Source organism: Parabacteroides provencensis (genome assembly GCF_900232875.1).
GTDB lineage: Bacteria > Bacteroidota > Bacteroidia > Bacteroidales > Tannerellaceae > Parabacteroides > Parabacteroides chinchillae.
In genome coordinates, this window is the sequence record NZ_LT960488.1 from 773,810 (window position 1) to 800,790 (window position 26,981).

25 protein-coding genes and 2 pseudogenes are annotated in these 26,981 nt (G+C 38.7%); 11 read left to right on the forward strand and 16 right to left on the reverse strand.

Annotated elements, in window-relative coordinates:
• Positions 1-17: 17 nt before the first annotated feature.
• Genes CTY47_RS03420 through CTY47_RS03430 form a run of 3 tightly spaced genes read right to left on the reverse strand, consistent with a single transcriptional unit; the run spans position 18 to position 1,031 of the window.
• Positions 18-218 (reverse strand): hypothetical protein, encoded by a 201-nt coding sequence (locus tag CTY47_RS03420; protein ID WP_143813336.1) that lies wholly within the window; start codon positions 216-218, stop codon positions 18-20.
• Positions 219-243: 25 nt separating this feature from the next.
• A complete protein-coding gene (locus CTY47_RS03425) occupies positions 244-837 on the reverse strand; it encodes a P-loop NTPase family protein (protein WP_099463432.1) in 594 nt (197 codons plus the stop codon).
• A 2-nt stretch (positions 838-839) separates the two neighbouring features.
• Positions 840-1,031: a hypothetical protein gene (locus CTY47_RS03430; RefSeq protein WP_099463433.1), complete on the reverse strand. Its 192-nt coding sequence runs from the start codon at positions 1,029-1,031 to the stop codon at positions 840-842.
• 123 nt (positions 1,032-1,154) lie between these two features.
• Between CTY47_RS03430 and CTY47_RS03435 the strand changes: the two genes are divergently transcribed.
• Complete coding sequence (locus CTY47_RS03435; protein WP_099463434.1) at positions 1,155-1,952, forward strand: S24 family peptidase; 798 nt, start codon at positions 1,155-1,157, stop codon at positions 1,950-1,952.
• Between the two features lie 404 nt (positions 1,953-2,356).
• Here CTY47_RS03435 and CTY47_RS03440 read toward each other — a convergent pair whose 3' ends face one another.
• The 11 genes and pseudogenes from CTY47_RS03440 to CTY47_RS03490 form a co-directional block, all read right to left on the reverse strand.
• The gene (locus CTY47_RS03440; protein WP_158228501.1) at positions 2,357-3,814 is read right to left on the reverse strand and encodes an SIR2 family protein; all 1,458 of its coding nucleotides are present in this window, start codon (positions 3,812-3,814) and stop codon (positions 2,357-2,359) included.
• Between the two features lie 177 nt (positions 3,815-3,991).
• Positions 3,992-4,852, reverse strand: a complete 861-nt coding sequence (locus tag CTY47_RS03445; RefSeq protein ID WP_099463436.1) for an HAD family hydrolase — start codon at positions 4,850-4,852, stop codon at positions 3,992-3,994.
• A 13-nt stretch (positions 4,853-4,865) separates the two neighbouring features.
• Positions 4,866-5,342, reverse strand: coding sequence for a protein-tyrosine phosphatase family protein (locus CTY47_RS03450; protein ID WP_099463437.1), 477 nt, complete (start codon positions 5,340-5,342; stop codon positions 4,866-4,868).
• Between the two features lie 3 nt (positions 5,343-5,345).
• Positions 5,346-5,588, reverse strand: a complete 243-nt coding sequence (locus CTY47_RS03455) for a DUF2188 domain-containing protein (protein ID WP_099463438.1) — start codon at positions 5,586-5,588, stop codon at positions 5,346-5,348.
• 84 nt (positions 5,589-5,672) lie between these two features.
• Positions 5,673-6,266, reverse strand: a complete 594-nt coding sequence (locus CTY47_RS03460) for an RloB family protein (RefSeq protein WP_099463439.1) — start codon at positions 6,264-6,266, stop codon at positions 5,673-5,675.
• On the reverse strand, positions 6,251-7,564 hold the full coding sequence (locus CTY47_RS03465; RefSeq protein WP_099463440.1) for an AAA family ATPase: 1,314 nt from the start codon (positions 7,562-7,564) through the stop codon (positions 6,251-6,253). Before CTY47_RS03465 ends, CTY47_RS03460 begins: the two co-directional genes overlap by 16 nt.
• A 554-nt stretch (positions 7,565-8,118) precedes the next feature.
• On the reverse strand, positions 8,119-8,643 hold the full coding sequence (locus CTY47_RS03470; RefSeq protein WP_099463441.1) for a biotin/lipoyl-containing protein: 525 nt from the start codon (positions 8,641-8,643) through the stop codon (positions 8,119-8,121).
• A gap of 18 nt (positions 8,644-8,661) precedes the next feature.
• Positions 8,662-10,175 (reverse strand): annotated as a pseudogene (accC, locus tag CTY47_RS03475) (acetyl-CoA carboxylase biotin carboxylase subunit).
• Between the two features lie 12 nt (positions 10,176-10,187).
• Positions 10,188-11,732, reverse strand: a complete 1,545-nt coding sequence (locus CTY47_RS03480; protein WP_099463442.1) for an acyl-CoA carboxylase subunit beta — start codon at positions 11,730-11,732, stop codon at positions 10,188-10,190.
• A 115-nt stretch (positions 11,733-11,847) separates the two neighbouring features.
• Positions 11,848-12,681 carry a phospholipase A gene (locus CTY47_RS03485; RefSeq protein WP_099463443.1) on the reverse strand — a complete coding sequence of 278 codons (834 nt, stop codon included), beginning with the start codon at positions 12,679-12,681 and terminating at the stop codon, positions 11,848-11,850.
• A gap of 129 nt (positions 12,682-12,810) precedes the next feature.
• Positions 12,811-12,990, reverse strand: a complete 180-nt coding sequence (locus tag CTY47_RS03490) for an ATP-binding protein (RefSeq protein WP_099463444.1) — start codon at positions 12,988-12,990, stop codon at positions 12,811-12,813.
• Between the two features lie 55 nt (positions 12,991-13,045).
• Here CTY47_RS03490 and CTY47_RS03495 point away from each other — a divergent pair, with 55 nt between their 5' ends.
• A complete protein-coding gene (locus tag CTY47_RS03495) occupies positions 13,046-14,839 on the forward strand; it encodes a MutS-related protein (RefSeq protein WP_099463445.1) in 1,794 nt (597 codons plus the stop codon).
• A 36-nt stretch (positions 14,840-14,875) separates the two neighbouring features.
• Here the strand turns inward: CTY47_RS03495 and CTY47_RS03500 are convergent, their stop codons facing one another.
• The gene (locus CTY47_RS03500) at positions 14,876-15,670 is read right to left on the reverse strand and encodes a M48 family metallopeptidase (RefSeq protein WP_099463446.1); all 795 of its coding nucleotides are present in this window, start codon (positions 15,668-15,670) and stop codon (positions 14,876-14,878) included.
• A gap of 238 nt (positions 15,671-15,908) precedes the next feature.
• Between CTY47_RS03500 and CTY47_RS03505 the strand changes: the two genes are divergently transcribed.
• The 7 genes and pseudogenes from CTY47_RS03505 to CTY47_RS03535 all read left to right on the forward strand — a co-directional run bounded on the left by CTY47_RS03505 (position 15,909) and on the right by CTY47_RS03535 (position 21,314).
• Positions 15,909-16,352, forward strand: a complete 444-nt coding sequence (locus tag CTY47_RS03505; protein WP_099463447.1) for an arginine repressor — start codon at positions 15,909-15,911, stop codon at positions 16,350-16,352.
• 57 nt (positions 16,353-16,409) lie between these two features.
• The gene (locus tag CTY47_RS03510) at positions 16,410-16,985 is read left to right on the forward strand and encodes a GNAT family N-acetyltransferase (protein WP_099463448.1); all 576 of its coding nucleotides are present in this window, start codon (positions 16,410-16,412) and stop codon (positions 16,983-16,985) included.
• 14 nt (positions 16,986-16,999) lie between these two features.
• Positions 17,000-18,199 carry an argininosuccinate synthase gene (locus tag CTY47_RS03515; protein WP_099463449.1) on the forward strand — a complete coding sequence of 400 codons (1,200 nt, stop codon included), beginning with the start codon at positions 17,000-17,002 and terminating at the stop codon, positions 18,197-18,199.
• Between the two features lie 3 nt (positions 18,200-18,202).
• Positions 18,203-19,171: an N-acetyl-gamma-glutamyl-phosphate reductase gene (gene argC, locus CTY47_RS03520; protein ID WP_099463450.1), complete on the forward strand. Its 969-nt coding sequence runs from the start codon at positions 18,203-18,205 to the stop codon at positions 19,169-19,171.
• 15 nt (positions 19,172-19,186) lie between these two features.
• Positions 19,187-20,314, forward strand: coding sequence for an aspartate aminotransferase family protein (locus CTY47_RS03525; protein WP_099463451.1), 1,128 nt, complete (start codon positions 19,187-19,189; stop codon positions 20,312-20,314).
• A 67-nt stretch (positions 20,315-20,381) separates the two neighbouring features.
• Positions 20,382-20,585 (forward strand): annotated as a pseudogene (locus tag CTY47_RS17255) (mechanosensitive ion channel family protein); the annotation flags it as partial.
• Between the two features lie 129 nt (positions 20,586-20,714).
• The gene (locus CTY47_RS03535) at positions 20,715-21,314 is read left to right on the forward strand and encodes a copper resistance protein NlpE N-terminal domain-containing protein (RefSeq protein WP_099463452.1); all 600 of its coding nucleotides are present in this window, start codon (positions 20,715-20,717) and stop codon (positions 21,312-21,314) included.
• Positions 21,315-21,404: 90 nt separating this feature from the next.
• Here the strand turns inward: CTY47_RS03535 and CTY47_RS03540 are convergent, their stop codons facing one another.
• Positions 21,405-22,592 (reverse strand): C1 family peptidase, encoded by a 1,188-nt coding sequence (locus tag CTY47_RS03540; protein WP_099463453.1) that lies wholly within the window; start codon positions 22,590-22,592, stop codon positions 21,405-21,407.
• Positions 22,593-22,700: 108 nt separating this feature from the next.
• On the opposite strand from CTY47_RS03540, the gene proC reads away from it, so the two are divergent.
• Positions 22,701-23,504: a pyrroline-5-carboxylate reductase gene (proC, locus tag CTY47_RS03545; protein WP_099463454.1), complete on the forward strand. Its 804-nt coding sequence runs from the start codon at positions 22,701-22,703 to the stop codon at positions 23,502-23,504.
• A 332-nt stretch (positions 23,505-23,836) separates the two neighbouring features.
• Positions 23,837-26,962, forward strand: coding sequence for a SusC/RagA family TonB-linked outer membrane protein (locus CTY47_RS03550; RefSeq protein ID WP_099463455.1), 3,126 nt, complete (start codon positions 23,837-23,839; stop codon positions 26,960-26,962).
• Positions 26,963-26,981: the final 19 nt, after the last annotated feature.

A 26,981-nucleotide genomic window follows, 5' to 3' on the forward strand; every position in this document is an offset into this window, starting at 1 on the left:
TCCTAGTGGAACTTTATCTATTTTTCACCGCCTAGCTTATCCAGCAGCTTATTCATTCGTTTAAAGTCTCTTTTTGGAAGGTTGGCCATAATGATACACCAAACAGCCACACTGGCTAACATGGCGTATGCTTGCCAGGGAATAGGAATACCTTCATCTATACACCATTGTATAGTTTGCAATCCTCCGACAGCAAACACAACCATAAGTACAGACATAAGGAGTAGAATTAATGCCCTCATATTAAAGCCCTCCAAATAAATCGGGCTGGTTGCTGGCAAATACCTGAACCGCCGTGGAACGGTTATACCTTCCGTGTACAGAGGCAATGCCATCTTTCACGAATACCAAAACATCCACTTCATGTTTATATTTGGTAATGTTTTCACCCATTTGCATGACCAGGTGCCAGGATAATTTACGACGGCTGAATTTCTTACGAAGGCTTACCCACTGGTCTACATTCATCTTTACATGTTGAACGGAATCAATAAAGACAAAGCGGTACCCACCCTTTTGTAGAAGCCTTTCAATTTCATTCAAATCACGCAAATGCACAAACCGCACGTTCTGAGAGGTAACGCCGCATAATTTTATGCGTTGTTGTAAAGTCTTACTATTGATACGTTCTTCTGCAGATATATACAATATGCGTCCGAACTGGCTGACATATTGGGCAAACTTGGCGCAAAATGTACTTTTACCACTTTTTGCCGGCCCTTGTATAAGGGTCGAGAAACGTATATCGGGTTCTCCAAAGATACGTTTCCAGTCTCCTGTAAACGGGTACGTTTCAATTGTACGTTCTGCAATGTCTTTAGGACTCCATGTTTTCATGATTACTTACTGATTACGGTTACATTTTCTTCTTTTTTTACAGAACCGCCTAAGTCTATTGCAACTTTGCGGATGCGTTTTGAGAGGTCGCTGTTAGTTTTGCAGTTTAATGCAAGGCTAACGGTTTCACGCCTACACTGGAATATTGTTTCCAGCTTTTTCCTGATCTCTGTGTCTACTAAAATTTTTGCCATATACAATTAGTTTTAGAATATTTTCTATCTTTACAACGTCACTAACAGCTGTTATGATGTTGCAATATTAGTAGTAAATATTCTAATATGCAAGAATAATACGAGTAAATTTACTATTAAATTATGGGTGTAGTTCAAAGGTTACAGCAATTTATTGATACAAAAGGTATTAGTAAATATCGTTTTTATCAAGAGACAGGCTTGTCTAATGGTTCATTAGACAAAGGAGAAAATATTGGTTCCGATAAATGCGAGAAAATAATCTATGCTTATCCAAATCTTAGTGTCGATTGGCTTATGACTGGCCGAGGAAACATGTTAATAGATGAACAAATGCCGTTAATAACACCCAAAATAGAATCTATTACATCAGATAAAAGTAATTTTATTCGTATCCCTGTCGTTGATATATCTGTTGCTGCCGGTTCTGGCTATGTGAACCCAAGTTACATTGAAGAAGTCGAATGTATATCTATGCCATCTACTATGGTGAAAGATGGAAAGCAATATCTTTGTGTGCGTGTAAAAGGCCAAAGTATGGTACCTTCTATAATGGATGGAGGCTATTTGATTATTCGTTTGCTTGACAGATCGGAATGGGATAGCATACGAGACAATTATGTATATGTAATAAGTGACAATGAAGGTAATGCCTATGTGAAGCGTTTAAAGAACCGACTTCGACAACATGGTTTTATTGTTTGTATGTCTGACAATGTTGAAAAACAACATTATCCCAACTTCAATATATACAATGAAGACCTGAATACGGTTTGGTATGCCGAATGGTATTTTACAGCAAAAATACCCAATATACAAGATACATTTTATCGTAAACAAGCTGAATTTGAAGATAGGTTAGATGAACTAGTGGCTCAATTCCAGCAATTCACAAGAACGATTAACATGCACAATAAATAAGGTTTGAAAATCTTATCCAAAAGAAACTTTTTAAAACTTTAAACCAAAACCAACGGTACAACTTTTTGCCACACAAAAAAAGTGTGGCAAAAAGTGTGGCATTTTTTGTGGTAAACCAATAGTACAACTAATGCCACACTTTATTTACCGTTTACATACCGCTTAAACGCCTTTTTAGAAATCATTCAAAACAACACCTTTAATTTGCCTATTTTTAGCCCCGTGGCGCGCATCAAATTAAACTTAGGTAAATTTTATTCAGGAAAAAGAAAGCCTCCGTTTAAAAGCTGATTCAATCTAATTCAACTTTAACGAAGGCTGTTCGAAGTGGTTGTTTTCGTCCTAACTATTGTTTTATAATGACTTATCTGTTTTTTTATATTCTGTACTATTGGTATTGCCCCCTATAATATTGTTGGTTTAATGGACAACAAAACATAGTCTTTACCATCAATAAATGACAAGGAGCATTCGATGGCATCATACACAGCGACATCATTATTGGTTTCAATTGGAGATGTGCTCCATATTTTACTCTTTAGATCAGTATTAAGATTTCTACTTTTGCTAACTCCGTACAATGTAGCTTTTGTAAATAGCTCTTTAAAATCACCAATCTTTTTAATATCAGATATGGATATAGGCTCTCTTGTGATTTCACTTTTAATACGGCTACCAAAGACTTCATTGATTACGGTTAAAGTTGATAAAGCAAATACCTTTTGACGGAATGGAATCGCGACTATATCTTTATCCTTTGTTAAATTTCGAATTGTCTCCCACGCTTTTTCATCTGCACTATATTCTATTTCGAATTTAAAAACTTCTTTGGGCAACACTATTGGATATACATTACTCTTAACATATTTATCAATAGAGTTATTCTTGATTTCAAAGGGTGCAAGTGTGTTCTCACTTCGAATGCTCTTTAAGATTTCTTCAATTTCTTTTTGCCTATCGACATCTCCATCAAAACAAATTGAAGTTATGCCAATCATTGTTTTATCAAATCCATCAGTCGGGACAAAGAAAGCTTCTCTTCCTGATGCTTTTATACTGTTAATAAGGTCAATTACTGGAATGGGAATGTCATTGCCATAACCACACCAATACAACCTACCTGTTCCTGTTTCTGAGAAAGCCTCTTTCAATGACTGCATCAACGACACATCTCTTCCACTATACCCGCAGATTACCAGATTTTTATCTACAAAGTAACGTTTCAATGCATTTACGAAGATTGTGTTTTGAGAATCTAACTCTTTAATCGTGTTTTTTAGTTTAGTGTATTTATAATCTCCATGTAGTGCAACATATAACAATTCACTATTGCTATCATTTCTGTAAATACGTTCTGGATTATCTAAACTCACAGCAATAGGGGTCATGTTCATTTGATGAGCCGCTCTTTCAATCAGTCCATCGAAATTAGTTGTCCATACAGAACGTACTATGTTTGCCTTGTTGAGCAAGCAAAGTAATTTATAACCAATATATGGATTTTTATCAGCAACTATATGTGAGAAGTATTTAATTCTATCTCCCTCAATAGGATAAGCCTTTTCTGCATAAAAAGAATACTCATCCGCAGAATGCAATTCAGGATACTCTCCTTGATTGTCCAACCAATTTTGAATGCGTTTTTTTACAATGTCAGATCTGTAATCCTGAAAATATTTTGCTTGATCAGAGTTGTTAGACAGGAAAATATTCTTCTTCCACTCCCAAATGCAATCATTTGCGGACTGTATTCCTGAGCTGATAGAACTTCCTGCCCCCAACAAGAAAGCGAAAGAGGAATCCTTATTCTGATTGAAAGATCTCAAAAAAGCATCGAAATCTAGGTATATGTTATTGCTCATACTTGTATTGTTTTTAGATAGGAGTCCGTCTTGCATTATAACTGTGGCAAGTGATTAATAAGCTTTATCATCTTATACACCTCCGAATAGCAAATCTTAATCTTCGAGATCTAGTCTCTCGCTAAACCCTAACCAAAATTAACGTTTGCACAAAATTTTGGACAACTCCTACAAGTTTTATTTACCTTTCTTTTCATGAGCTATGAGTAATTTCTTAAACTCATAATCGCTTTTTATTTTATCAATAATGGTTGTTACAACCTTGTAAATTTCGCTATCCTTAGAATAATCAGCGGGACAGACAAAGTTTACCCTATTTTCTGCTATTAATTTTTCGGCAGCAGCCTTTTTTGCACGTTTACTAGGGTTGTACACTGCTATTGAACGGCCTCCTTGTTGTTTAATTAGCTTCATACAAGGCACATCTGTCTCGCCATCGCCAAAATAGATCATGTGTCTAAAAGGAATAGGGCGCTCAATATCTGGTTTAAATTCGTTGACTTTCTTATTGTCTTTCACGTACCTAATACCTTTGTTAATCATAAAAAGGAACTGAGTCTTAGCAGTAAAGTCAACTGCAACTGCAGGCCATTCAGCTTTGCCCTCAGGAGAATAAAAGAATGAGCATGCATAAATATGCTTAAATTCTTTCGCAATTTGTGTTCCTTCAATTATCTCTTTTAAACCTGACGAGTTGATGTAATGTTCAATAATTACCTCTTTACTTTTCCCGTATGCATTTATGAGTTCAAACCACTCTTTTACACCTCGAAACAATTCTACTGCTTTGCCATATTCTTTTAATGAATTTTTAGTTAACTGTAGTCCTTTGTGACTAGCTTCTACTATCATTAACTTCATATAGCATAGGATTTCACTCGCATCTTGAGACTCTTTCATTTTGTTATTCTTTTCCCAAAAAGTCTTCGCATCTAAACCTGCAGCTTGAATGAAACCATACTCTTGCATATTCCCAGGTGATAATGTCCCATCAAAGTCATAGATGAGTGCAACTGTTGCTTTCTTATGTCTTGCCATTACACTATATTATTTAATATTGATTCCAGTTTTGTGCGGCAAACACCTTCATCCCATTACCTGGGTTGTACCAAGGATATAGCTGTAGATACTCTTTCTCCGCTTTAGCAAAGTCTTCATTAATAGCATGAACAGCTTTTAGGTAAAGCAATCCGATTGTCGCAGAACGAGACATCCCTTGGTTGCAGTGTACAAATACTTTCTTTTCTTGAATATTGATATGTATGGCTTTTATCGCCTCATCAATAATCTCTTTGGGTATATATGCAGGATTTGGAGCATCAACGAGATTTAAGGCAAGGCGATTACCGCGATATGCAATCAAATATTCAGGATGATTTTTAGGGGCAGCTTGTGCTGAGTATCCTAAAGCCTGACGATGGAATGGCTCTTTGCAGGCGTGTATAACAAACCAATCGTCTTGAAATTTAACGATATGCTCATAGTCCTCCTGAGATCCAATGTATAGGTTGGGGTATATCTCTTTCATATATTAGTGCTTTTTATCTTTAGGAGGACAAGGATCACCACCATAACTGTTGGGATTTTGAATTGTCCCATCTTTTTTGTGAGGAATCAACTCTGCTCCAATATTTTTTGCTTGCTCTTTAGCATAAGCCATCGCATCTGCTTTATTCTCGAAATGTTTAGATGCACGTTCTGCGTTTTCTCTTATTGAGTCCCAACCACCTCTCACGCTGTTTGGCACCACATGAACTTCTTTTCTTTTTGCCATAATGCACAAATTATTTATTATTTAATTTACCAATAAGTAGTATTGCATCATTCACTAATGCCAAGATAAATGTTGCTATGTATCTTAAGACATTGACGTTATCAATTCAATCACCTTATACACTTCCGAATAGCAAATCTCATCTTCGGGATTTGATTTACTTAGTTCGCTCAGAAGTTTGCCGTTGCGGACTGCACGGTCAATATCGCCATGTTCTTGCAGGTAGCGATACAAATCTGTTTTACGGAAATACTTCTTCGTCTTCTCGTAGCCGGGCATATACTTTTGAAGTTCTGGCACCAACTCATCGCACGAGTTGTACTTGCGTTTTGATAAGTCTGGCAAAAAGTGTAACAAGAACCAAAACTCCGTACAGGGATGCGTTTCAACGAACCACACACTCCGATAAGCCTTACTTCGTTTAGCGGCTTGATATTTTGCCATATCTGCCGGCACTTGCTTCATTCTGTCCATATCAATCAGACAGATCACATAGTCAAACCTTTCTCGTATATACCTATCCACCAAAGACAGCATATGACCTATATCCGAGTGCGAAGGCAGCCCCGGAACAAGTCGAAACGGATAACGCTTTGCAATTCTCAAAGAATCAAAATAGAACCATTCTGTTTCGCCCTCGCCGATAATTGCTATACTCTTATTTACTGTTCCTCGCATAGCTTATCATCTTTAAGGTAAATACTTCCCAAGAAAGGTAGTTTTACCAACTTACCTTGCTTGTAGGCGTTATACGGCGACAGGTTCCTGTGTAATCCCAATGAAGACAACCGAGTTAATATAGTTTCACCTGAACTATTTTTGTCTGTAAACCAAATAGTATCCCTGCGAATAAAATCTTCATTCAAAAGATTTATATCGTGTGTAGTCAAAAGCAACTGAGACTGACAGCTACTGTTGGCAAGAAATACCTTTATAAAGTACGAAAGCAACTCATAATGCAAACTCGTTTCAACCTCATCAATGCAAATGATTCTATGTTCCTTTAATAACTGTTTGAGTAAAACTGCCATCCCAAGAAAGCGAATAGTACCTCTTGATTCCATCTCTTCGGATAGAACAAAATCACCTTTATCAGTAGTATGACTAAACATCAACTCTGCATTTGTGAGTTTCCCCTTTTGGAACATCTGTTTTTTAGTATCTTCAGGGATTGGGGCTGCTTGAATCATCTTCTCCATTTCCTCTGTTATAATAACCTCTTCTTCTCTAAGTTCTATATCAGAGATATTAAAATCCGATGCCTTTAAAAAATCCACAAGGAATTTTTTCAGAGTTCCATCAGAGTCGTTATCCAAATATTTTTTGGCATATGCAGTTAATGAAATTTGTGGATGAAGAATATCCTTTATCCCCTTCGAGAAAAAGTCATAGACAATATTCAAGCGTGACGACTCTACATTTGATTTGCCAAATGCAGCTAAAACGGAGCAGTTGTTTATCGTGTTTCCAATGATAGCGACTTGCCCCTTTTTCCCAATGCCTAATTTACTTCCGAACTTGACCTCTGCGCTATCACTATCCTCGTGGTAATTCCTGTTGTATAATATAGCCGGCTGTGTCCCCGGATAAAACTCCAACTTTTCTGAATATATGCGTTTATTATCCAACACGACCGTAAGGCTATATCTTTCTCTTTGCAAATAGAAAGACAATGCCATTTCTGTTTTATCATTTCTCGAACTTTCATTCAGCAAGAATGGAAAAAAACCAACTTCCTCTGTTTTGTCTTTTGGAACGTCGGTCATCAAGTCCTTAAAGAAAGATAGAGCCATCAGGATATTAGTTTTTCCCGAAGCATTTGCACCATAGATTGTGGCTATCTTAAGCAGGCTAACACCTTCTTTTACGTCAATGCAATACTCGTCACGTTCAAAAGTATCCGCAGTGGGCTCAAAGCTCAATATCTGTTCTTCTTTTATAGAAAAGAAATTTCTAAATCTAAATTCTGCAATCATCACAATAGGTATTTATCTGTATGGCTGCAAATATAGAACAAAAATCAGACAAAAGCAAATTATATTTTAGCTTTTCGTAAAATAGTTACCAAAAACAGGAATAGAAATCGGTTTTACATCCGTCTTTTAGCAGTTGGAACTGAAATATTGATAGATATTTGTATATTTACGATTAAAGGTTTCGGTTGTAAATGTCGGATTCTGCGTCACAAGTCTGTTGTTTATTATCTAAAAATGAACGAGTTAAATTGAATGTTGAATATTTACTCAATATAACTCGTAATTTTACTCAATATATCAAACAAATAAAACACCCTCATTGCGTCAGCAATTCCAAAAGAATCACTATATTTGCAGTATTGGAACCAACAAAGCAGAGTGAGTAAAAACGCAAAAATTGCGAGGTTGCAAATTCGGTAGCTTTATAAGTTTTGAAATCATATCATATTGATATATAGGTGATAAAAACCAAGGTTATAGTCCTGGTGGCACCACTTTTAAAAGACTTCAAATTTAGTAAATCCCCGGAAATTTAACATCCGGGGATTTACCGATTATTCTACTACAAGCATTTTATCATTTACCAAAACCTTGTTCGATTCAGTAACATATACATCTCTTACTACTCCATCTATCGGGCTTCGGATCTCGTTCTCCATCTTCATGGCAACAAGTACACACAAAGGAGTCCCGGCTTTTACCTCATCTCCGGTTTTTACATAAACTTTCTGAATAACTCCCGGCATCTGGGCTGTTATAACCTGACGGCCAACCACAGACGAACGGGTACGCGACAAACGGAGTTTCTTTAACTCGTCAATTACTTCTACCTGAAAGTTATCTCCTTTATTCTTCACTTCATACACCGAATCGCGGATATTGGATATCTGGACTCCGTGGGATTTATGATTCATAATGATAGAATGGATAGAGTCGCCACCCACATTATAATCGACATCGTAAACCGTTCCGTTTACAGACACTTTCTTTACAGGACCATCCTCCAGAATCTCGACTTTAAATTCGGTATCCGGCAGATCGTTTACGGTTGCAAAATAGGTTGCTAACGCTTTTGTCATATCTTTTTCCTCCCTGTATTAATAGTTATTGGCCGTCATTTGTAACTTACCATAATATTTCCATAATGATTCACCAACCAACGGGACTGTTGTTGCCCTGGCGGCAGCCTCTTTTTCCTGCTCATAATGCTTCAAAGCGGCTGCAATTACAGCAACGGTAGGATCACTATTCTGGCGGCGTTTCAAATCTTCCTTATCAAACTTGGTATCGATAAAAGTGGTATCATAATTTCCTTTCAAGAATGTCTCATTATGCAACACACGAATATGGAAAGGTATCGTCGTCTTAATTCCCAATATCTTATACTCGCGTAAGGCACGTATCATATTGGAAATAGCGGATTCACGGTTACGTCCCCATGTACAAACCTTAGCTATCATCGGGTCATAGTGCAACGACACTTCAAAACCGGCATAAGCTGCGCTATCCAAACGGACATTACGTCCTTCGGGAGCTTCACGGACTTTGATAACACCTGGAGAAGGCATAAAATTATTTTCCGGATCTTCAGCATATATACGGCATTCGAGAGCTGCCCCGCGAAATTCGATGTCTTCCTGTTTATACGGAAGACGGTTACCCGAGGCTACCAGTATCATATCACGAACCAAATCTACGCCAGTGCATTCTTCCGTAACCAGATGTTCGACCTGTAAACGCGTATTCATTTCCAGAAAATAGAAATTCTGGTCTTTATCCATCATAAATTCTAGTGTCCCGGCACTATAATAACCTATTTTCTTACAGGCTTCCACAGCCACGGAAAACATCTTCTTTCTGGCCTCATCTTTTACAAATGGAGAAGGAGATTCTTCTATCACTTTCTGGTTACGGCGCTGGATAGAGCATTCACGCTCATATAAATGGATTACATTTCCATATTTGTCGCCCAATACCTGCACCTCGATATGATGAGGATTTTCGATATATTTCTCTCTATATATATGGCATCATTACCAAACGAATTAGCCGCTTCGGAACGTGACATACGGAATGCAGCTTCCATTTCTTCTTCACTTTTCACTAACCGCATTCCTTTTCCACCGCCACCGGCCAAAGCTTTCAGCATAATAGGATAACCAACTTCCTGTGCGACCTGTTTGGCTTCTTCCAAACTAGATACAGGAGACTCTGTTCCGGGAACAACCGGAACGCCGGCATCTTTCATTATTTTACGGGCTTCCGTTTTAATTCCCATCTTGGCAATAACATCGGAACTTGGCCCGATAAAAACGACACCTTCTTCTTCACAACGACGGGCAAAATCGGCATTCTCAGATAAGAAGCCATATCCCGGATGTATAGCCGAGCCGGTTTTCTTGGCAATTTCAAGAATCAAATCGGGCTTTAGGTAAGAAGTATCAGACTCATCTTCCGAAATACAATAGGCTTCCTCGGCGTAGCGTACATGCAAAGCCCCACGATCTACATGCGTATATATTGCAACTGTAGGTATATTCATTACGCGGCAAGTACGGAATATCCGCATAGCAATCTCGCCGCGATTGGCAACTAGTACTTTCTTTATCATAACAGTTCGCATTTAAAGAGGAATATTTGAATGTTTTTTAGGAGGATTGGATTGCCTCTTGTTTGCCAGCAATTCAAAGCTCTGTATCAGACGGCAACGGGTAACCGACGGCTCTATTATTTCGTCAATATAGCCTAGTTCGGCTGCTCTGTACGGATTGGCAAATTTATTACGATAATTGTCCTGAAGCTCTTTCCGTTTCTTTTCCGGATCTTCAGCTTTATTCAGCTCTTTGCGGAATAAAATATTAACAGCACCATCCGGTCCCATTACAGCAATTTCGGCCGTTGGATAAGCCAAGTTTATATCACCGCGGATATGTTTAGAACTCATCACATCGTAAGCGCCTCCGTACGCCTTACGGGTAATTACAGTAACTTTCGGAACTGTAGCTTCACAATAAGCATACAACAGTTTTGCCCCATGACGAATAATGCCTTCATATTCCTGATTAACTCCCGGCAGGAACCCCGGAACATCCACTAAAGTAAGCAACGGAATATTAAATGCATCACAAAAGCGCACAAAACGGGCAGCTTTTACCGACGCATTTATGTCCAAGGTTCCGGCTAATGCTGCGGGCTGGTTAGCAACAACGCCAATCGTTTTTCCATTCAGACGAATGTAACCGATGACAATATTTTTTGCATATTCTTCCTGCACTTCAAAGAAATTATTGTCGTCTGCCACAGAGAGAATCAATTCCTTTATATCATATGGTTGGTTCGGATTGGTGGGTACTAATAAATCCAATTGCAGATCGGTGCGGTTCGGACTGTCTGAAGTCGGCACAAAAGGAGGTTCTTCCATATTGTTGTTTGGCAAGAAAGACATCAACTCACGTATCTTAAAGATACAATCCATATCATTGTCTGCAGTAAAATGAGCTACGCCGGAACGGGAACTATGCACCCCCGAACCTCCCAAATCCTCCATTGATACTTCTTCCTGAGTAACACTCTTCACAACTTCCGGACCGGTAATAAACATATAACTGGTATCTTTCACCATAAAAATAAAATCGGTCAGTGCAGGAGAATAAACGGCACCACCGGCACACGGTCCCATAATCGCACTTATTTGAGGGATCACACCGGACGCCAGTGAGTTCCGGAGGAATATTTCAGCATATCCGGCCAATGAGCGGACACCTTCCTGAATACGCGCACCGCCGGAATCGTTCAAACCAATCACCGGAGCGCCTAATTGCATTGCCATGTCCATAATCTTACAGATCTTACGGGCATACGTTTCGGACAATGCACCACCAAATACAGTAAAGTCTTGTGCAAACACAAAAACAGTACGTTTCCCTATCATGCCATAGCCGGTAACAACACCATCGCCCAACGGACGTTGTTTTTCTAATCCGAACTCATGGCAACGATGAACCACAAACTTATCGACTTCCACGAAGCTGCCTTTTTCCAAAAGCAATTCAATTCGCTCACGAGCCGTTAATTTACCTGCCGCATGCTGTTTGGCTATGCGATCTTCTCCGCCTCCTAACTCTGCCTGGTGGTTTAGAGACTTTAATTGTTCAATTTTTTCTTTCATGGTGCTCCGATATTTTTATCCTATAAATTTACAAGGCTTTATTATCAAAACATCCAAGAGTTGAATATAGTTCATCTATTATCCAATAGAAAGAATCTATTAAAGCGTTTTTCTGCTAATAGATACTAAAATCCTGTGGCTTAATTACAATGCCAATACGCAACATGCTTTTGAACTTATTATAATCGAGTAAGCCTTCGCCATAGCCATTATAGTACTGAAGGAACAGATATTGGTTTTCGTTGTTATTAAATTTGTAACTCAGCTCCAACTGGGTATTAAAACTGAGCCAAGTCTTGCGTTTCGTCAAAATCAGACCACAGTTGAACCGTTTATTATTGGTACGGTAATTTACTGCCATTTGGAATATACCTTTATATTTCAACAAGTCTTTATTATACTTGCCATCGACAATAGGAATCCATGTACTAAACTGAGTTTCCCAATTATTATTAAGGACTACAGCTGCAGCAAATGTTATCCTGTTCCAACTTCGCGAAGCCGTGCTGTCTTTCCCATTAGATTCATGTTCCAGCATCAGATAGCCTTTTCCTATATATTTATTATGATGTATAATAAGATGTCCCAATCCTATTCCGGGGTTAAAATTAAGGTCGCGCATAGGAAGAGAACTCTGGAAAACATTCCAAAAGGCTTTTTGTGTATATTGCAGGAAAAGATAAGTGTCAAAAGGTAATTTACTTTTAGTAAGACGCTGGGCAATACTCAACTGGAACTTCACATCCGAATTGGTTGCCGTAGGTTTATGCCCGATCGTAGTTCCGCCAATAAAATAGTTATCTTTAAACAAAGTAAAATAAGACATCTTATCCAATACAGCACGTACACTATCGGCATTATAACTTTCTTCCGGGTCATGTATCAGAACCTGGGAAAAAGCACCACCACAGAAGAAAAAAAGCAAGCATGTTAAAACGGTCTTTTTCATAAACAAACTTCAAGCATTTCTAATTTATCCGCAAATATAGGAGAAATGCCACCAGAATTTTTGGCTTAAATAACATGAGTTATAGTCATTTCACCTACGATGTATTTATATAAACCAAAATTAAATAACTTAGTTCATCTTATTCGGCTTTTCATCATAAGGTAATTGAATAGAAAAACGGCTTCCCACGCCAACTGGTGAATGCAAATCCAAATATCCGCCCAGTTTTTCGGCAATAAGCGAGCAAATAGAAAGCCCTAAGCCCGTCCCCAGGTCTTCATCATTTTGTTTATATATCTCTATAAACAATTAAATCAAAAAGTTTCAGTGCTGTTATATTCTTTTATTTGTGTAAGTTTGCTCCATGAAAAATGTATATAGTTTTTACAAAGAAAATATAGAAGCCTATACACGGCGCTCGAACAGCTTAAAAAAGAAAATCCATCTAATGGGAAGCATCCGTTTAGCACTGGTTGCAGCGCTTATTTGTTGTATATGGTTACTCAGGAACGAAAGCCCGTTGTTGCTAACTATTGTTACAATTGCATTTATTATTCCTTTCGCTTTATTGATGTGGTATCACAATAAATTATATGCCAAGAAAGAGTATTCCGAAGCGCTAATCAAATTAAATACAAACGAACTGAATGGACTGGATTATGATTTCAGTGCTTTCGACGGGGCACCTGAGAAAAGTTCGTCCGAACACGATTTCAGCCTTGATCTGGATTTATTCGGCAACCGTTCCATATTTCAATCCGTCAACCGTACTGTAACAATATTCGGACGCGAACTTTTGGCAAGCTGGTTTATGAGTCCGTTGACACAAAAAGAAGCAATATTAAAGCGTCAGGAAGCCGTAAAAGAACTCTCCACCCTATCCGGTTTGCGACAGCATTTTTACGTGACCGGTATCAAACAAACAGGAAGCAAAAATGACCTGCAAATGCTCTCTACGCTGGTTAATGGCAAACTTATGTTTGCCAACAGTCCGTTATGGAAAGCCCTTGTATGGATTGTTCCCGGCTTATGGTTGCTTATCACTACCGCCTGCCTGTTGAATATCATCAGTTACTCCGTACTAAGTATATACTTGTTAATAAGTCTATTTATAGCTTATCTCCGTAGCAAGCAAATCAACAACCTGTATAATTCCGTTGATAAAATGAATAAGATATTCTCCATTTATTCAAAGTTGATGGAAAGCATTGAAGGAGATCAGTTTCAATCAAGCGAGTTAATATCAATCAGTAAAGAACTATCCCACACTGATGGGACGGCATCACATACGATAAAGAAACTGTCCCAATATATCGGAGGATTGGATCAACGGTTTAGTGCTGCCGGAATCATACTTAACATTCTGTATCTACGTGATACGCGCTTTGCTATTTCTCTGGAAAAATGGAAGATGGAACATGCAGACCATATCAAACACTGGATCGATGCCCTTGCCCATTTTGACGCACTCAGTTCATTAGGAGGTTTTGCTTTTAATCATCCTGATTATATCTACCCTGATATTGCAAACAATTACTTCGAGATGGAAGGCAAAGCTCTCGGGCATCCTTTGTTAAACCGGGATGTTTGTATCAAAAACGATATCAACATCGAAAAAAGCCCGTGGTTCCTGATTATTACCGGAGCAAATATGGCCGGTAAAAGCACCTACCTGAGAACAGTCGGTGTCAACTATTTATTGGCCTGCATAGGAACTCCCGTATATGCAGAGTCGCTCACAGTTTACCCGGCAAAGATGGTTACCAGCTTGCGTACTTCCGATTCTTTAGTAAGCAACGAATCTTACTTCTTTGCCGAATTGAAAAGGCTGAAAATGATAATAGACCGCTTGCAACAAGGTGAAAAGCTATTCATTATTCTGGATGAAATATTAAAAGGGACAAACTCCATTGACAAACAAAAAGGTTCCATCGCTTTGATGAAACAATTAGTATCATACAAGACTTGCGGAATTATTGCAACCCACGATTTAGTACTTGGAAACCTCGAAAAGGAATTTCCGGAACAAATAAAAAATTATCGCTTCGAAGCTGATATAAAAGATGACGAATTATCTTTTTCTTACAAGCTGCACGAAGGAATTGCCGAAAATATGAATGCCTGTTTCCTGATGAAGAGAATGGGAATTACCATTTAAAATAATCCATCCGAATGAAATCCAAACAGGCTTCAGTTATTTTTTCCCATATTTTGCCTTTATTCCCGGCAATTCTTTCTGAATATCGACTATTCGATGCGAATCACTCGGGTGAGTACTCATAAATTCGGGCGTTGCTCCTCCTTTGCCTGCCGACATTTTCTGCCAGAAATTAACAGCCACATCCGGATTATATCCGGCCATAGTCATAAACACTAATCCCATATAATCGGCCTCCGATTCATGTTTACGCGAAAAGGGAAGCATCACTCCATATTGAGATCCTACTCCATACACAGTATTAGCCATTTGCTGTACAGCCGTACTTTTATTACTAACAGCGGCGCCCAGAATAGCAGCACCGTATTGAGTCATCAATTGCTGGCTCATCCGCTCATTACTATGTTTGGCAACTGCATGAGCCACTTCGTGTCCCAGAACAACAGCCAATTCATCATCTGATGAAACTAATGGCAATAATCCCTCATATACCACAATTTTTCCACCCGGCATACAAAAGGCATTGACCTGAGGGTCTTTTACCAAGTTAAACTCCCATTTAAAATTCTTAATCTCATTTTCCATGCCATTAGCTTTTAAATAGGTTTCCGTTGCAGCCGCGATCTTCTTACCAACACGCGTCACCATATCATTCTGCGACTTGTTTGCAGATTTCTTTGCCGTTTTAATATAATCATTGTATTGGGTCAGACTAGATGACAACACTTCCTGATCCGAAACCAATAAAACCTGTTTACGACCTGTCAGGGGCACACTGGAACAGCCCGCAAGAATCAACAGGGCACACAATAAACTTGCAACCTTTTTCATAACTTTTATCTTTTTGTTGTTTCTTCCAAATACAAAGATAATGTATCTTTGATAATAGTATAACAAAGAATCCGGGGGTTTGGATGTATTTTAAATCTCCCCGATCTTTTTCCAATTTCATCCCGATGATTTTGTGAAATCATCGGGATGAATAAATTATATCAAAAATAAGTACCAAAATGTATATTTATTCAATTATTCGATTTATATTTGCAGCCTGTTTGCATAAATATACAATATGAGTACTAAAAAAGAACGATTGGACGCTATTTGCCGCATCATACAAACGGAAGCTATAAGTAATCAGGAAGAATTGCTCAGATCATTGACATCAAGCGGATTTTCCACTACTCAAGCAACCCTTTCACGCGACATCAAGCAACTGAAAGTAGCTAAAGTACACGACGGGAATGGAAATTATGTATATCGTTTACCGGAGCATGCAGCACTTATGCAATCAGATCAAGATTTGGGTCATAGCCATCCTAACATCGAGTTTTCGGGTAATCTGGCCGTTGTAAAAACACGCCCGGGTTATGCAATGGGAATTGCTTCGGACATCGATACACATGCCCCGCAAGAAATATTGGCAACAATTGCCGGTGACGATACAATCTTGATCATTCCTCGCGAAGGCATTAGCCGGAACAGGATCATAAAAGCTCTATCGAATTTTATATAAGGTAACAACGGAATAATATCCGCACACAAACAAGTAGATTAAGAACAAACAAATACAATGGAACAAGGAGTAGAAATTGATGTTATGGTAGCCGATGCTTCACACGAAGTATATGTTGATATCGTTTTAGAGACAATAGAAGCTGCTGCTAAAGTACGCGGAACCGGTATTGCCAAACGTACACACGAATATGTTGCTCAAAAAATGAAGGAAGGAAAAGCAATCATTGCTCTTGCAGGTGATGAATTTGCAGGTTTCACCTACATCGAATCATGGGGAAATAAGCAGTATGTGGCAACATCCGGACTTATCGTTGTTGAAAAATTCCGTGGCCTGGGATTGGCAAAGCGTATTAAAGACGCGTCATTTGCCCTGGCCCGCTTACGATGGCCGAAGGCTAAGATATTCAGTCTGACTTCGGGCGCCGCTGTTATGAAAATGAATACAGCTTTGGGATATGTTCCTGTAACATTCGACGAACTGACAGACGACGATGCTTTCTGGCATGGATGCGAGGGTTGCATTAACCACCATATATTGATGGAAAAACAACGTAAATTCTGTATTTGCACAGCCATGCTTTACGACCCAGAAAAACATAAAGACAATTCAGAACACAAGAGTAATAAATAAAACAATATAATAAAATGAAGAAAAAAGTAGTAGTTGCATTTAGCGGCGGTCTTGATACCTCTTTCACAGTGATGTATCTGGCAAAGGAAAAAGGATATGAAGTATATGCAGCATGTGCCAACACTGGCGGTTTCAGTGCAGAACAATTAAAGCAAAATGAAGAAAATGCCTACAAACTGGGCGCAACCAAATATGTTACAATTGACGTAACAAAAGAATATTACGAAAAGAGCCTTAAATATATGGTATTCGGAAACGTTCTCCGTAACGGTACTTATCCTATTTCAGTAAGTTCAGAACGTATTTTCCAGGCATTAGCCATTGCCCGCTATGCTAATGAAATTGGTGCTGATGCCATTGCTCACGGTTCAACAGGTGCAGGAAACGACCAGATCCGTTTTGACATGACTTTCCTTGTTCTGGCTCCGAATGTAGAAATCATCACGCTGACGCGTGATATGGCACTGACGCGCGACTACGAAATCAACTACCTGAAAGAACACGGCTTTGTGGCAGATTTCACCAAGTTGAAATATTCATATAACGTAGGTTTATGGGGTACATCTATCTGCGGAGGCGAAATACTTGACTCAGCCCAGGGTTTGCCCGAAAGTGCTTATTTAAAACAGGTTACTAAAACCGGCAGCGAACAACTCCGTATCGAATTCAAAAACGGTGAAGTTCATGCCATAAACGGAGAAGTGTTTGAAGATAAAATCAAAGCTATTCAAAAAATAGAAGAGATCGGCTCCGCTTATGGTATAGGCCGTGATATGCACGTGGGTGACACAATTATCGGAATCAAAGGCCGCGTAGGTTTTGAAGCCGCCGCCCCGATGCTGATTATCGGTGCACACCGCTTCCTTGAAAAATACACCTTGAGTAAATGGCAGCAATACTGGAAAGACCAAGTTGCCAACTGGTACGGCATGTTTTTGCATGAAAGCCAGTACTTAGAACCGGTTATGCGCGACATCGAAGCCATGTTGCTGGAATCACAACGTAATGTAAACGGAACGGTTATTCTTGAACTTCGTCCGTTGTCATTCTCTACTGTAGGCGTGGAATCCCAAGACGACCTGGTAAAAACCAAATTCGGCGAATATGGCGAAATGCAAAAAGGCTGGACGGCCGAAGACGCAAAGGGCTTCATCAAGGTTACTTCCACTCCGCTCCGCGTTTATTATACAAACCATAAAGACGAAGAGATTTAAGACATGATTAAAATTGGAATTATAGGAGGTGCAGGTTATACGGCAGGAGAATTGGTCCGCCTGCTGCTTAATCATCCGGATGCCGAAATTGTATTTGTAAACAGTACCAGTAACGCTGGCAACCTTATTACCGATGTACACGGCGGTCTTTATGGTGAAACTGATATGCGCTTTACCGACCAGCTTCCATTGGACAGTATCGATTTGCTTTTCTTCTGTACTGCCCACGGCGATACAAAAAAGTTCATGGAAAATAATACGGTTCCGGAAAATGTGAAGATTATCGACCTTAGTATGGATTACCGTATCAAAAGCGATGAACACGATTTTGTTTATGGATTGCCGGAACTGAACCGCCGCCGTATCTGCGGTTCAAAACATATTGCAAACCCAGGATGTTTTGCTACCTGCATTCAGTTGGGTGTTTTGCCTCTGGCCAAACATCTGATGTTGAATTCCGAACTTCACGTAAATGCAATAACCGGTTCTACCGGAGCAGGCGTAAAACCTTCGTCAACATCACATTTCAGCTGGCGCAATGATAATATATCAATATATAAACCATTTACACATCAGCATCTGGCAGAAATAGGACAAAGCCTGCAACAATTACAGAACAGTTTCAGCAGTGCTATCAACTTCATTCCGGTAAGAGGTAATTTCTCCCGTGGAATCTTTGCCACGACTTATCTGGATTGCAAGATTGAACTAAACGAAATCAAGCGTATATACGAAGAGTACTACGATGATCATTCGTTCACTTTCCTGACAGAAAAGAACCCGGATCTGAAACAAGTGGTTAATACTAATAAATGTCTTATTCATCTGGAAAAGCATGGCGATAAACTCCTCATCATTTCAATGATAGACAATCTGCTGAAAGGTGCCAGCGGACAAGCAGTGCACAACATGAACTTACTGTTCGGCCTGGAAGAAACCGTAGGGCTGCATTTGAAGCCATCAGCATTTTAACAAACATCATCCATTATGAATTTATTCGACGTATATCCATTATTCAATATAGAGATCGTAAAGGGAAAAGGTTGCCACGTATGGGATGCCCAAGGTACCGAATACCTCGATCTTTATGGCGGGCATGCTGTTATTTCCGTTGGACACAGCCATCCCGCTTATGTAAAAGCAATCACAGAGCAAGTAAATAAGTTAGGCTTTTATTCCAATTCAGTAATCAATAGCCTACAACAAAAACTGGCGGACAAATTAGGAAAAGCTTGCGGATATGATGATTATTCGCTTTTCCTGATCAACTCTGGAGCAGAAGCAAACGAAAATGCCCTAAAACTGGCTTCTTTTCATAATGGAAAGAAACGTGTCCTGGCTTTTAAGCATGCTTTCCACGGTCGTACATCGGCCGCAGTACGTGTTACCGACAACCCGAAAATCATCGCCCCGGTAAATGAAGACCTTGCTGTAACCTATCTGCCCATCAACGACATTGCCGCTGTAGAAGCGGAGTTAAAAAAAGGCGGAGTTTCATCCGTCATCATCGAGGGCATTCAGGGCGTAGGCGGAATACAGCTACCTACAGATAAGTTCATGCAGGATTTACGTGCCCTGTGTTCCCAATACGAAGCCTGTCTTATTCTAGACGAAATACAATCCGGCTATGGACGTAGCGGAAAGTTCTTCGCACACCAATATGCAGGTATCAAACCGGATCTAATCACCGTAGCAAAAGGTATAGGTAATGGTTTTCCGATGAGTGGATTGCTTATCAGTCCGATGTTTAAGCCTGTTTACGGCATGTTGGGAACAACATTCGGCGGAAACCACCTGGCTTGTGCTGCTGCCATTGCAGTACTCGACATTATGGAGACTGAAAATCTGATAGGCAACGCTTCCAAGGTAGGTGCATATCTATTAGATGAATTACATAAACTACCAGGAATCAAAGAAGTACGCGGACGTGGTTTGATGATCGGTATCGAATTTGAAAAGTCGATCAAAGAAGTGCGCAGCAAGCTGCTGTTTGAAGAGAAAGTATTCACAGGTGTAGCCGGGACAAATACAATCCGTTTACTTCCTCCTCTTTGCCTCAGCATGGCAGAAGCACAAGAGTTTATGAAACGTTTCAAGAAAGTTCTCAACGCTTAATTAGTTCTTTGTTTAATATAAAGCCGCTGTCTGGATATTTCCGGACAACGGCTTTTATGATACAATTTATTGCATCAAATACAAAATAAAAAGACTTCAATATATCGCAAACGAAATTGAATCGGAAAAATTAAAAATCACAGGTTTTTATCCGGACTGGGCCCAACCCTCATTAAATATAATCCGGTTTCTTCTTTACGCATTTATGATTGCCATGATCTATCCTTATCTGCCAGGTTCAGACTCTAGAGTATTTCAAGGTATCTCTGTTGATGCAGTAAAGCCTACAGCAAAATAATAAACGAACGAATTTAGAAATAGTTAAAATTGTTCCTCTGTAAAACAAAATACAGGGGAACTTTTGTTATATCCCCAAACGTCACTTTAAAACACAATGTAAATGAAAAAGTATTTTATCGCTGTAGCAGCCCTGGGACTTTTGGCTGCATGTAGCGGGAATAAATCCCAACAAAATGTTCCCGTTGAAGTAGAAGAAGAAAGCGTAACAGTAGCCGAAGCTGTCCCGGTGGAAGTTGCTGTACCTATCATTCCTTCGATGAAAGAAAAGACAGCCAAGCCTGTCAATATGCGCGATTCATTAAAAGCTGAGCCGAAAAAAGGTGCCGTAATCCAAAAGAAGTATAAAGGCAAAGTAACAAATAAAAAAGCTGCTGCTTCGAATGCTCAAAATGCTCCCGAAGTTGATTACGATCTGACTATGTATTATCAACAAGATGACACCGACAATGGCGTTTATGAAATGGATGCAGTTTATCTCACCGAAGACAACGGACAAAGTAAAACGTATAGTTCTACCGGAAAAAGACAGGTAAAGAAAGGAACTCCTGCTGATGCAAATGCAACAGTATATGCTCTTATTCCAAGCGATGGTAGTCAGATTATTTATTTCCTGGTAAGTGGAAATACACTTATTATGTTAGATGAACAACTACAGCCGGTATCCGGTGATATAAGTTATGTATTAACAGAAGTACAATAATAAAGCAGCACATCTTTGTATATATAGAAAAGAGGCTATTCCCTGTAATTACAGAGAAAGCCTCTTTTCATTTTTATAATCTAATGTATATTATTTAATTCCCAACTTAGTTCTGATAGCTTTTGGCAAAGCATCTTTGTGAACAACAATATTCATTGTTTTGTATTTCACAAAAGGTTCGGAAACATACCAAGTTCCTTTGTACTTATTATCCGTGCCCCAAGAGTTCTTCACCATATAAAACTTCTTACCATTTTGATCTTTTGCAATACCGTATATCTGCATACCATGATCATCGGTTGTTTGATAATTATCATAAGCAGTCTGGCGCATTTCCTGAGTAATAGTTAGTTCATCACAAGGCTTCTCCAACATTTTTTTGATTTCTTCATCTTTCTCTTTTTTAGTCAGGCCTAACCAACGATCTTGGTCAGAACCACTGCGTTCCAATGATTCAATATCAGGAATAACACCAATACCATTACGAGTATAACCTTTCTCGCTAACATCAGACCCCCAAGCAATAGTATAGCCCGTATTAATAGCGTTATCAAAAACTTCCATCAATTCGTCGATCGGTAAATTATATGAATCGGCCCAACGCCAGTTATCTTCTACCTCTATCGGGAAAGTCGTATAAAAAGGATGATGAGTAAAAGATGTCAACGATACATAATCATCCATATTAAGCCCTAATTCTTTAGCAAAACTTATAGGTGTATATTCTTTGCCTTTATAAGTAAATGTTTTAGGAAATTCTCCCAGATAAGCATCAATAATACCGTCGAATCCTTTCTGCCATGCAGTAGACAGTTTTCCATTCGGATTTTTAATCAAAGCATTCAGATATGCAGTTGCCACTTGTTCCATTTCACTGTGAGCATGCATATCTTCGCCATACTGCAAACCAGTCATAACTTCTTCCGGAACAATACCATAATTCTTCCAGGCATATAAAACATCCTCAAAAGAACCGCCCTGGGCAAAATTCAGCTTACCATGTAAACGCACAAATTTATCCGCTTTATCTTTATAAGAATGATTCACAATATACATTTCCGAAAGATCATATTCTCCTTTTCCCATACGGAGTAATTCTGATTCAAGAAATCCTAATGTTGAAAAACACCAGCATGTTCCTGTACGATTTTGATTTTTAACCGGAGTAATTTTCAATTCTTTAACGGGAGTAAAAACATATTCTCCCTTTGCATCCTGTGCACTCAATGTTGTAAGCGAACATGCCAGCAATAAACCAGCGGCGATAAGTTTCTTCATCTTTCTGTTATTGATTTTTTTATTAGCAATTAATCTTGTTTGCAAATGTAATAGATTTATTTTATATACTTTTGTATCGAAGATGATTATTAATTAAATAAGCAACAAATGAAAATAGCAATTATAGGTTCGGGAAATATAGGAGGAGCTATCGGGCGGGGCCTGGCTCAAAGTTCTATATTCAAAGCATCTGACATTATTTGTACAGCCCAATCGGAAGACACATTAAATAAAATGAGGGACATTAATCCTGATTTTATTCTTACCCATAACAATATTGAAGCTGTAAGTAATGCCGATATCATCATAATTGCTGTTAAACCGTGGCGTGTAGCTACAGTTATCAACGAAATCAAACCCGTACTTAATTATGAAAAACAAATTATCGTATCTGTAGCAGCAGGCATCACCTTTGAAGAATTAAACAATTTTCTCATCAAGGATATTGATTGCGATAATGCTGTCGCTCCTGCAATTTTTCGAATTATGCCCAATACGGCAATCGAAGTTCTCAGCAGTATGACTTTCATAGCAGCCTATAATGCATCCCAGGAACAAACAAATTCAATTCTTAATATATTTAATGAATTAGGAAATACTTTATTAATAGATGAACGATTAATGGCTGCGGGCACAGCTTTAGCTTCCAGCGGTATAGCATTTGCACTCCGTTACATTCGAGCTGCAATAGAAGGCGGTGTGGAATTAGGTTTTTATCCAAAACAGGCACAAGAAATTGTTGTACATACTGTTAAAGGAGCCGTAGATCTATTAATCGAAAACAAAAGTAATCCTGAAGCCGAAATAGATAAAGTAACCACTCCAGGGGGAATTACGATTAAAGGCTTGAATGAAATGGAATTATCCGGATTTACATCAGCAGTAATAAGAGGCTTAAAAGCTAGTAAATAAAACAAAAAAAACAGAAAGAAAAATAAGATTGATTAGCATTCGATATAACCTGTTGAAATAACAAACAATTTTATTTTTCTTTCTTCCGAAACCACATTGAGTAACAGGCAAATAAAAAAAATCTCACCTTTCGAGAATGTTAAAAGCGCACATCGTGTTAAATTTTAACATTTAAAATACAAATTTTGTTTTCAAAACATATTATATTCGCAGCGTCATTTATTAAAATATTTGACAAATAAATTGTTTTGAACAAAAACTACCATCAATAAAAAGAAAATCACAGCATACAAGCGAGTATGCAAATTATCCACTTATAAAAATAACCTTGTATGAGTAAAAATGTCAAACAAAGGAAAAAGCTCGTTCAAACAGCATTGATCTGCGGGCTCTTATCCGGCATTGGAACAATTAATGCGAACGCAGTTATTCCTTCTGAAGGAGTAACAGTCTCACAACAAAAAGAAATTGTTGTAAAGGGTACAGTAAAAGACAGAAATGGAGAAACCATTCCAGGAGCAAACGTCGTAGTAAAAGGAACAAACATCGGTACTACAACAGACTTCGACGGGAACTTTTCTATGCAAGCTCCGGCAAATGCTATTCTTGAGGTGTCTTTTATCGGTTACAAAACTACTGATGTAGCAGTTAATAATCAAAACAACATTGATGTTGTTTTGTCTTCAACAGTTGAAGAACTCGACGAAGTTGTTGTAACTGCTCTTGGTATCAAACGCGAAAAGAAAGCGTTGGGTTATGCTATGCAGGAAATTAAAGCCGAAAGCATGGCAGAAGTCCGTTCTGAAAGTGTAGCAAACATGCTACAAGGTAAAGTTGCAGGTGTACAAATTTCTCAATCAGCGACAGGCGTCGGAGGTTCTACCCGTGTTATATTACGTGGTACAACATCTTTGAGCGGTAACAACCAACCGCTATGGGTTGTAGACGGTATGCCTATCAGTGACAAACAAACCGGCGATGCAAACCAATGGGGTGGTATCGACTACTCTGGTGCTGCTTCCGAAATTAACCCAGAAGACATTGAAAGTATTTCCGTGCTAAAAGGTGCCAATGCCGCTGCTATGTATGGTTCTCGTGCACAAAACGGAGTTATTATTGTAACTACAAAAAAAGGGCAATCCGGAAAATTACAGTTAGAATATAACGGAAACATCCATTTTAGCAAAGCCTACGATTCTTACGAATACCAAAATGTTTACGGACAAGGTTCTGGTGGTACTTACACAGTAGGTGCAACCGAAAGCTGGGGTCCTAAAATGACTGGCCAAATGGTAGACAATTGGCGTGGCCCTAACGGTATTTATAAAGATAGCCGTTATGATGCACAAAACGCACTACTACCTCAAAACAGCTATATCGATGATTTCTATCGTACAGGCGTCAATTACACTAATACTTTGACTGCATCCGGAGGTTCTGAAACAGCAACAGCCCGTTTCTCTTTCTCAGATTCAAGAAACGAAGGTATCACTCCCGGACATTCTTTGAACAAACAATATTATGACCTTGGAGCTGAATTAAAAGGCAAATACATTGACATAAGCGCAAAAGTTAATTACATGCGCCAAAAAGGTGAAAATCGTCCGGCATTAGGAGAATACGGTATCATGAGATCTCTTATCACTATGCCGCGTGGTATTCGTTTGTCTGATTTGAAAGATCCTGTCGGATTAGACGGATATACAGTGAACTGGTCAGGCCAAAGTAATGAACACAGAAATCCATATACAGATATAATGTCTGAAAATGGAAACAGAGACGACCGTAATCGTATTATTGGAAAATTGCAATTGGTTGGTAAAATCACTGATTATTTAAAGATAACAGGACGTGTTGGTATTGACTGGTATCATGACCAAATCAGAAATTACGGTTCTTACACCCAAACATATACATCAACGTCTTATACCCACACTATGGCAACGAACCAAGAATTCAATGCCGATTTGATGGCTAACTTCAATAAACAGTTTGGTGATTTTTCAGTTACTGCCAATTTGGGTGCAGCAATGACCAGCTTTAAATGGAACAATGTAAATGGTTCATCCGGTTATTTCAGTATTCCTCACTTGGTTGCTTTAAGTAATGGTAATAACCAAACCACATCTGAAGGTTACAGTAACAAACATGTAAATTCCGTATTGGGAAATGCAACTGTTGGATGGAAAAGTAAACTTTATTTAGATGTTACAGCCCGTAACGACTGGTCTTCTACATTACCAGCAAATAACCGTTCTTATTTTTACCCTTCTGTAAGTTTGTCTGGAATCATGTCTGAAATATTAACATTACCGGAGCAAATTTCATTCTGGAAACTTCGTGCATCTTATGCTCAAGTAGGTAACGACACTAATCCATATCAATTATTAAGTGTCTATTCACTGAATAAAACAAATGGTGAAATATTAAATGCAACAGCTGCAACAGTATTCCCATTGACAAACCTGAAACCGGAAGATACCCGTTCTTTCGAAGTTGGTACTGAGTTCCGTATGTTTAATGGCCGTTTAGGTTTCGACTTGACATATTATAACGCGAATACATTAAACCAGATTCTGAAAGTTGCAGTTCCTATATCTTCCGGTTACTCTGAAAAGCTGATCAATGCCGGTAAGATGAAGAGTTATGGTTGGGAAGTTTCATTAACAGGTACACCGATCCAAACAAAAGACTGGACTTGGGATGTAACTTTAAACTGGGGATTAAACCGTACAAAATGTATTGAACTCGATCCGAGCTTAAAACAATTCACTATTGGAGAAGAAACCCGTATCGGTAAAGTTATCGTTAAAGAAGGCGGTCGTTATGGAGACATCATGGGTAACGGATATGAACGCGATGCAAATGGTCGCTTGCTTATTAGTGATAATGGTCTACCTATCAAAGAATCGAACAAAATTGTCGGAAATATGACTCCGGACTGGACCGGTTCATTCAGCACTTCTTTAAGATGGAAAAATCTTTCTTTGAATGCTTTAATTGATATTCGTTGCGGAGGCGACTTTATTTCAACTACTGACGCATACGCAACAGCAGCTGGTACTTCTGCTAGAACTCTTGATCGTGAAAATGAAATAGTAGTAAACGGTATCGTAAAAAGTACAGGAAAAGAAAATACCCAAACAGTTAGTGCTCAAACATACTGGTCTGCAGTAGGTGGAGCTTACGGTGTTGCCGAAGAATATCTATACGATGCTTCTTACGTAAAACTTCGTGAATTATCAATTGGCTATACATTGCCAAAAGCATGGTTAAGAAATCTACCTATACAAAGTGTAAAACTTTCAGCAGTTGGTCGTGATTTATTCTACATTTTCAAAAATGCTCCAATAAATCCAGAATCTTCATTCGGCCGTTCAGACTATGCACAAGCATTTGAATATGCAGCATTGCCTTCAACTCGTTCACTTGGTTTTACCCTTAATGTTAAATTCTAATTTCACAATTTATTATGAA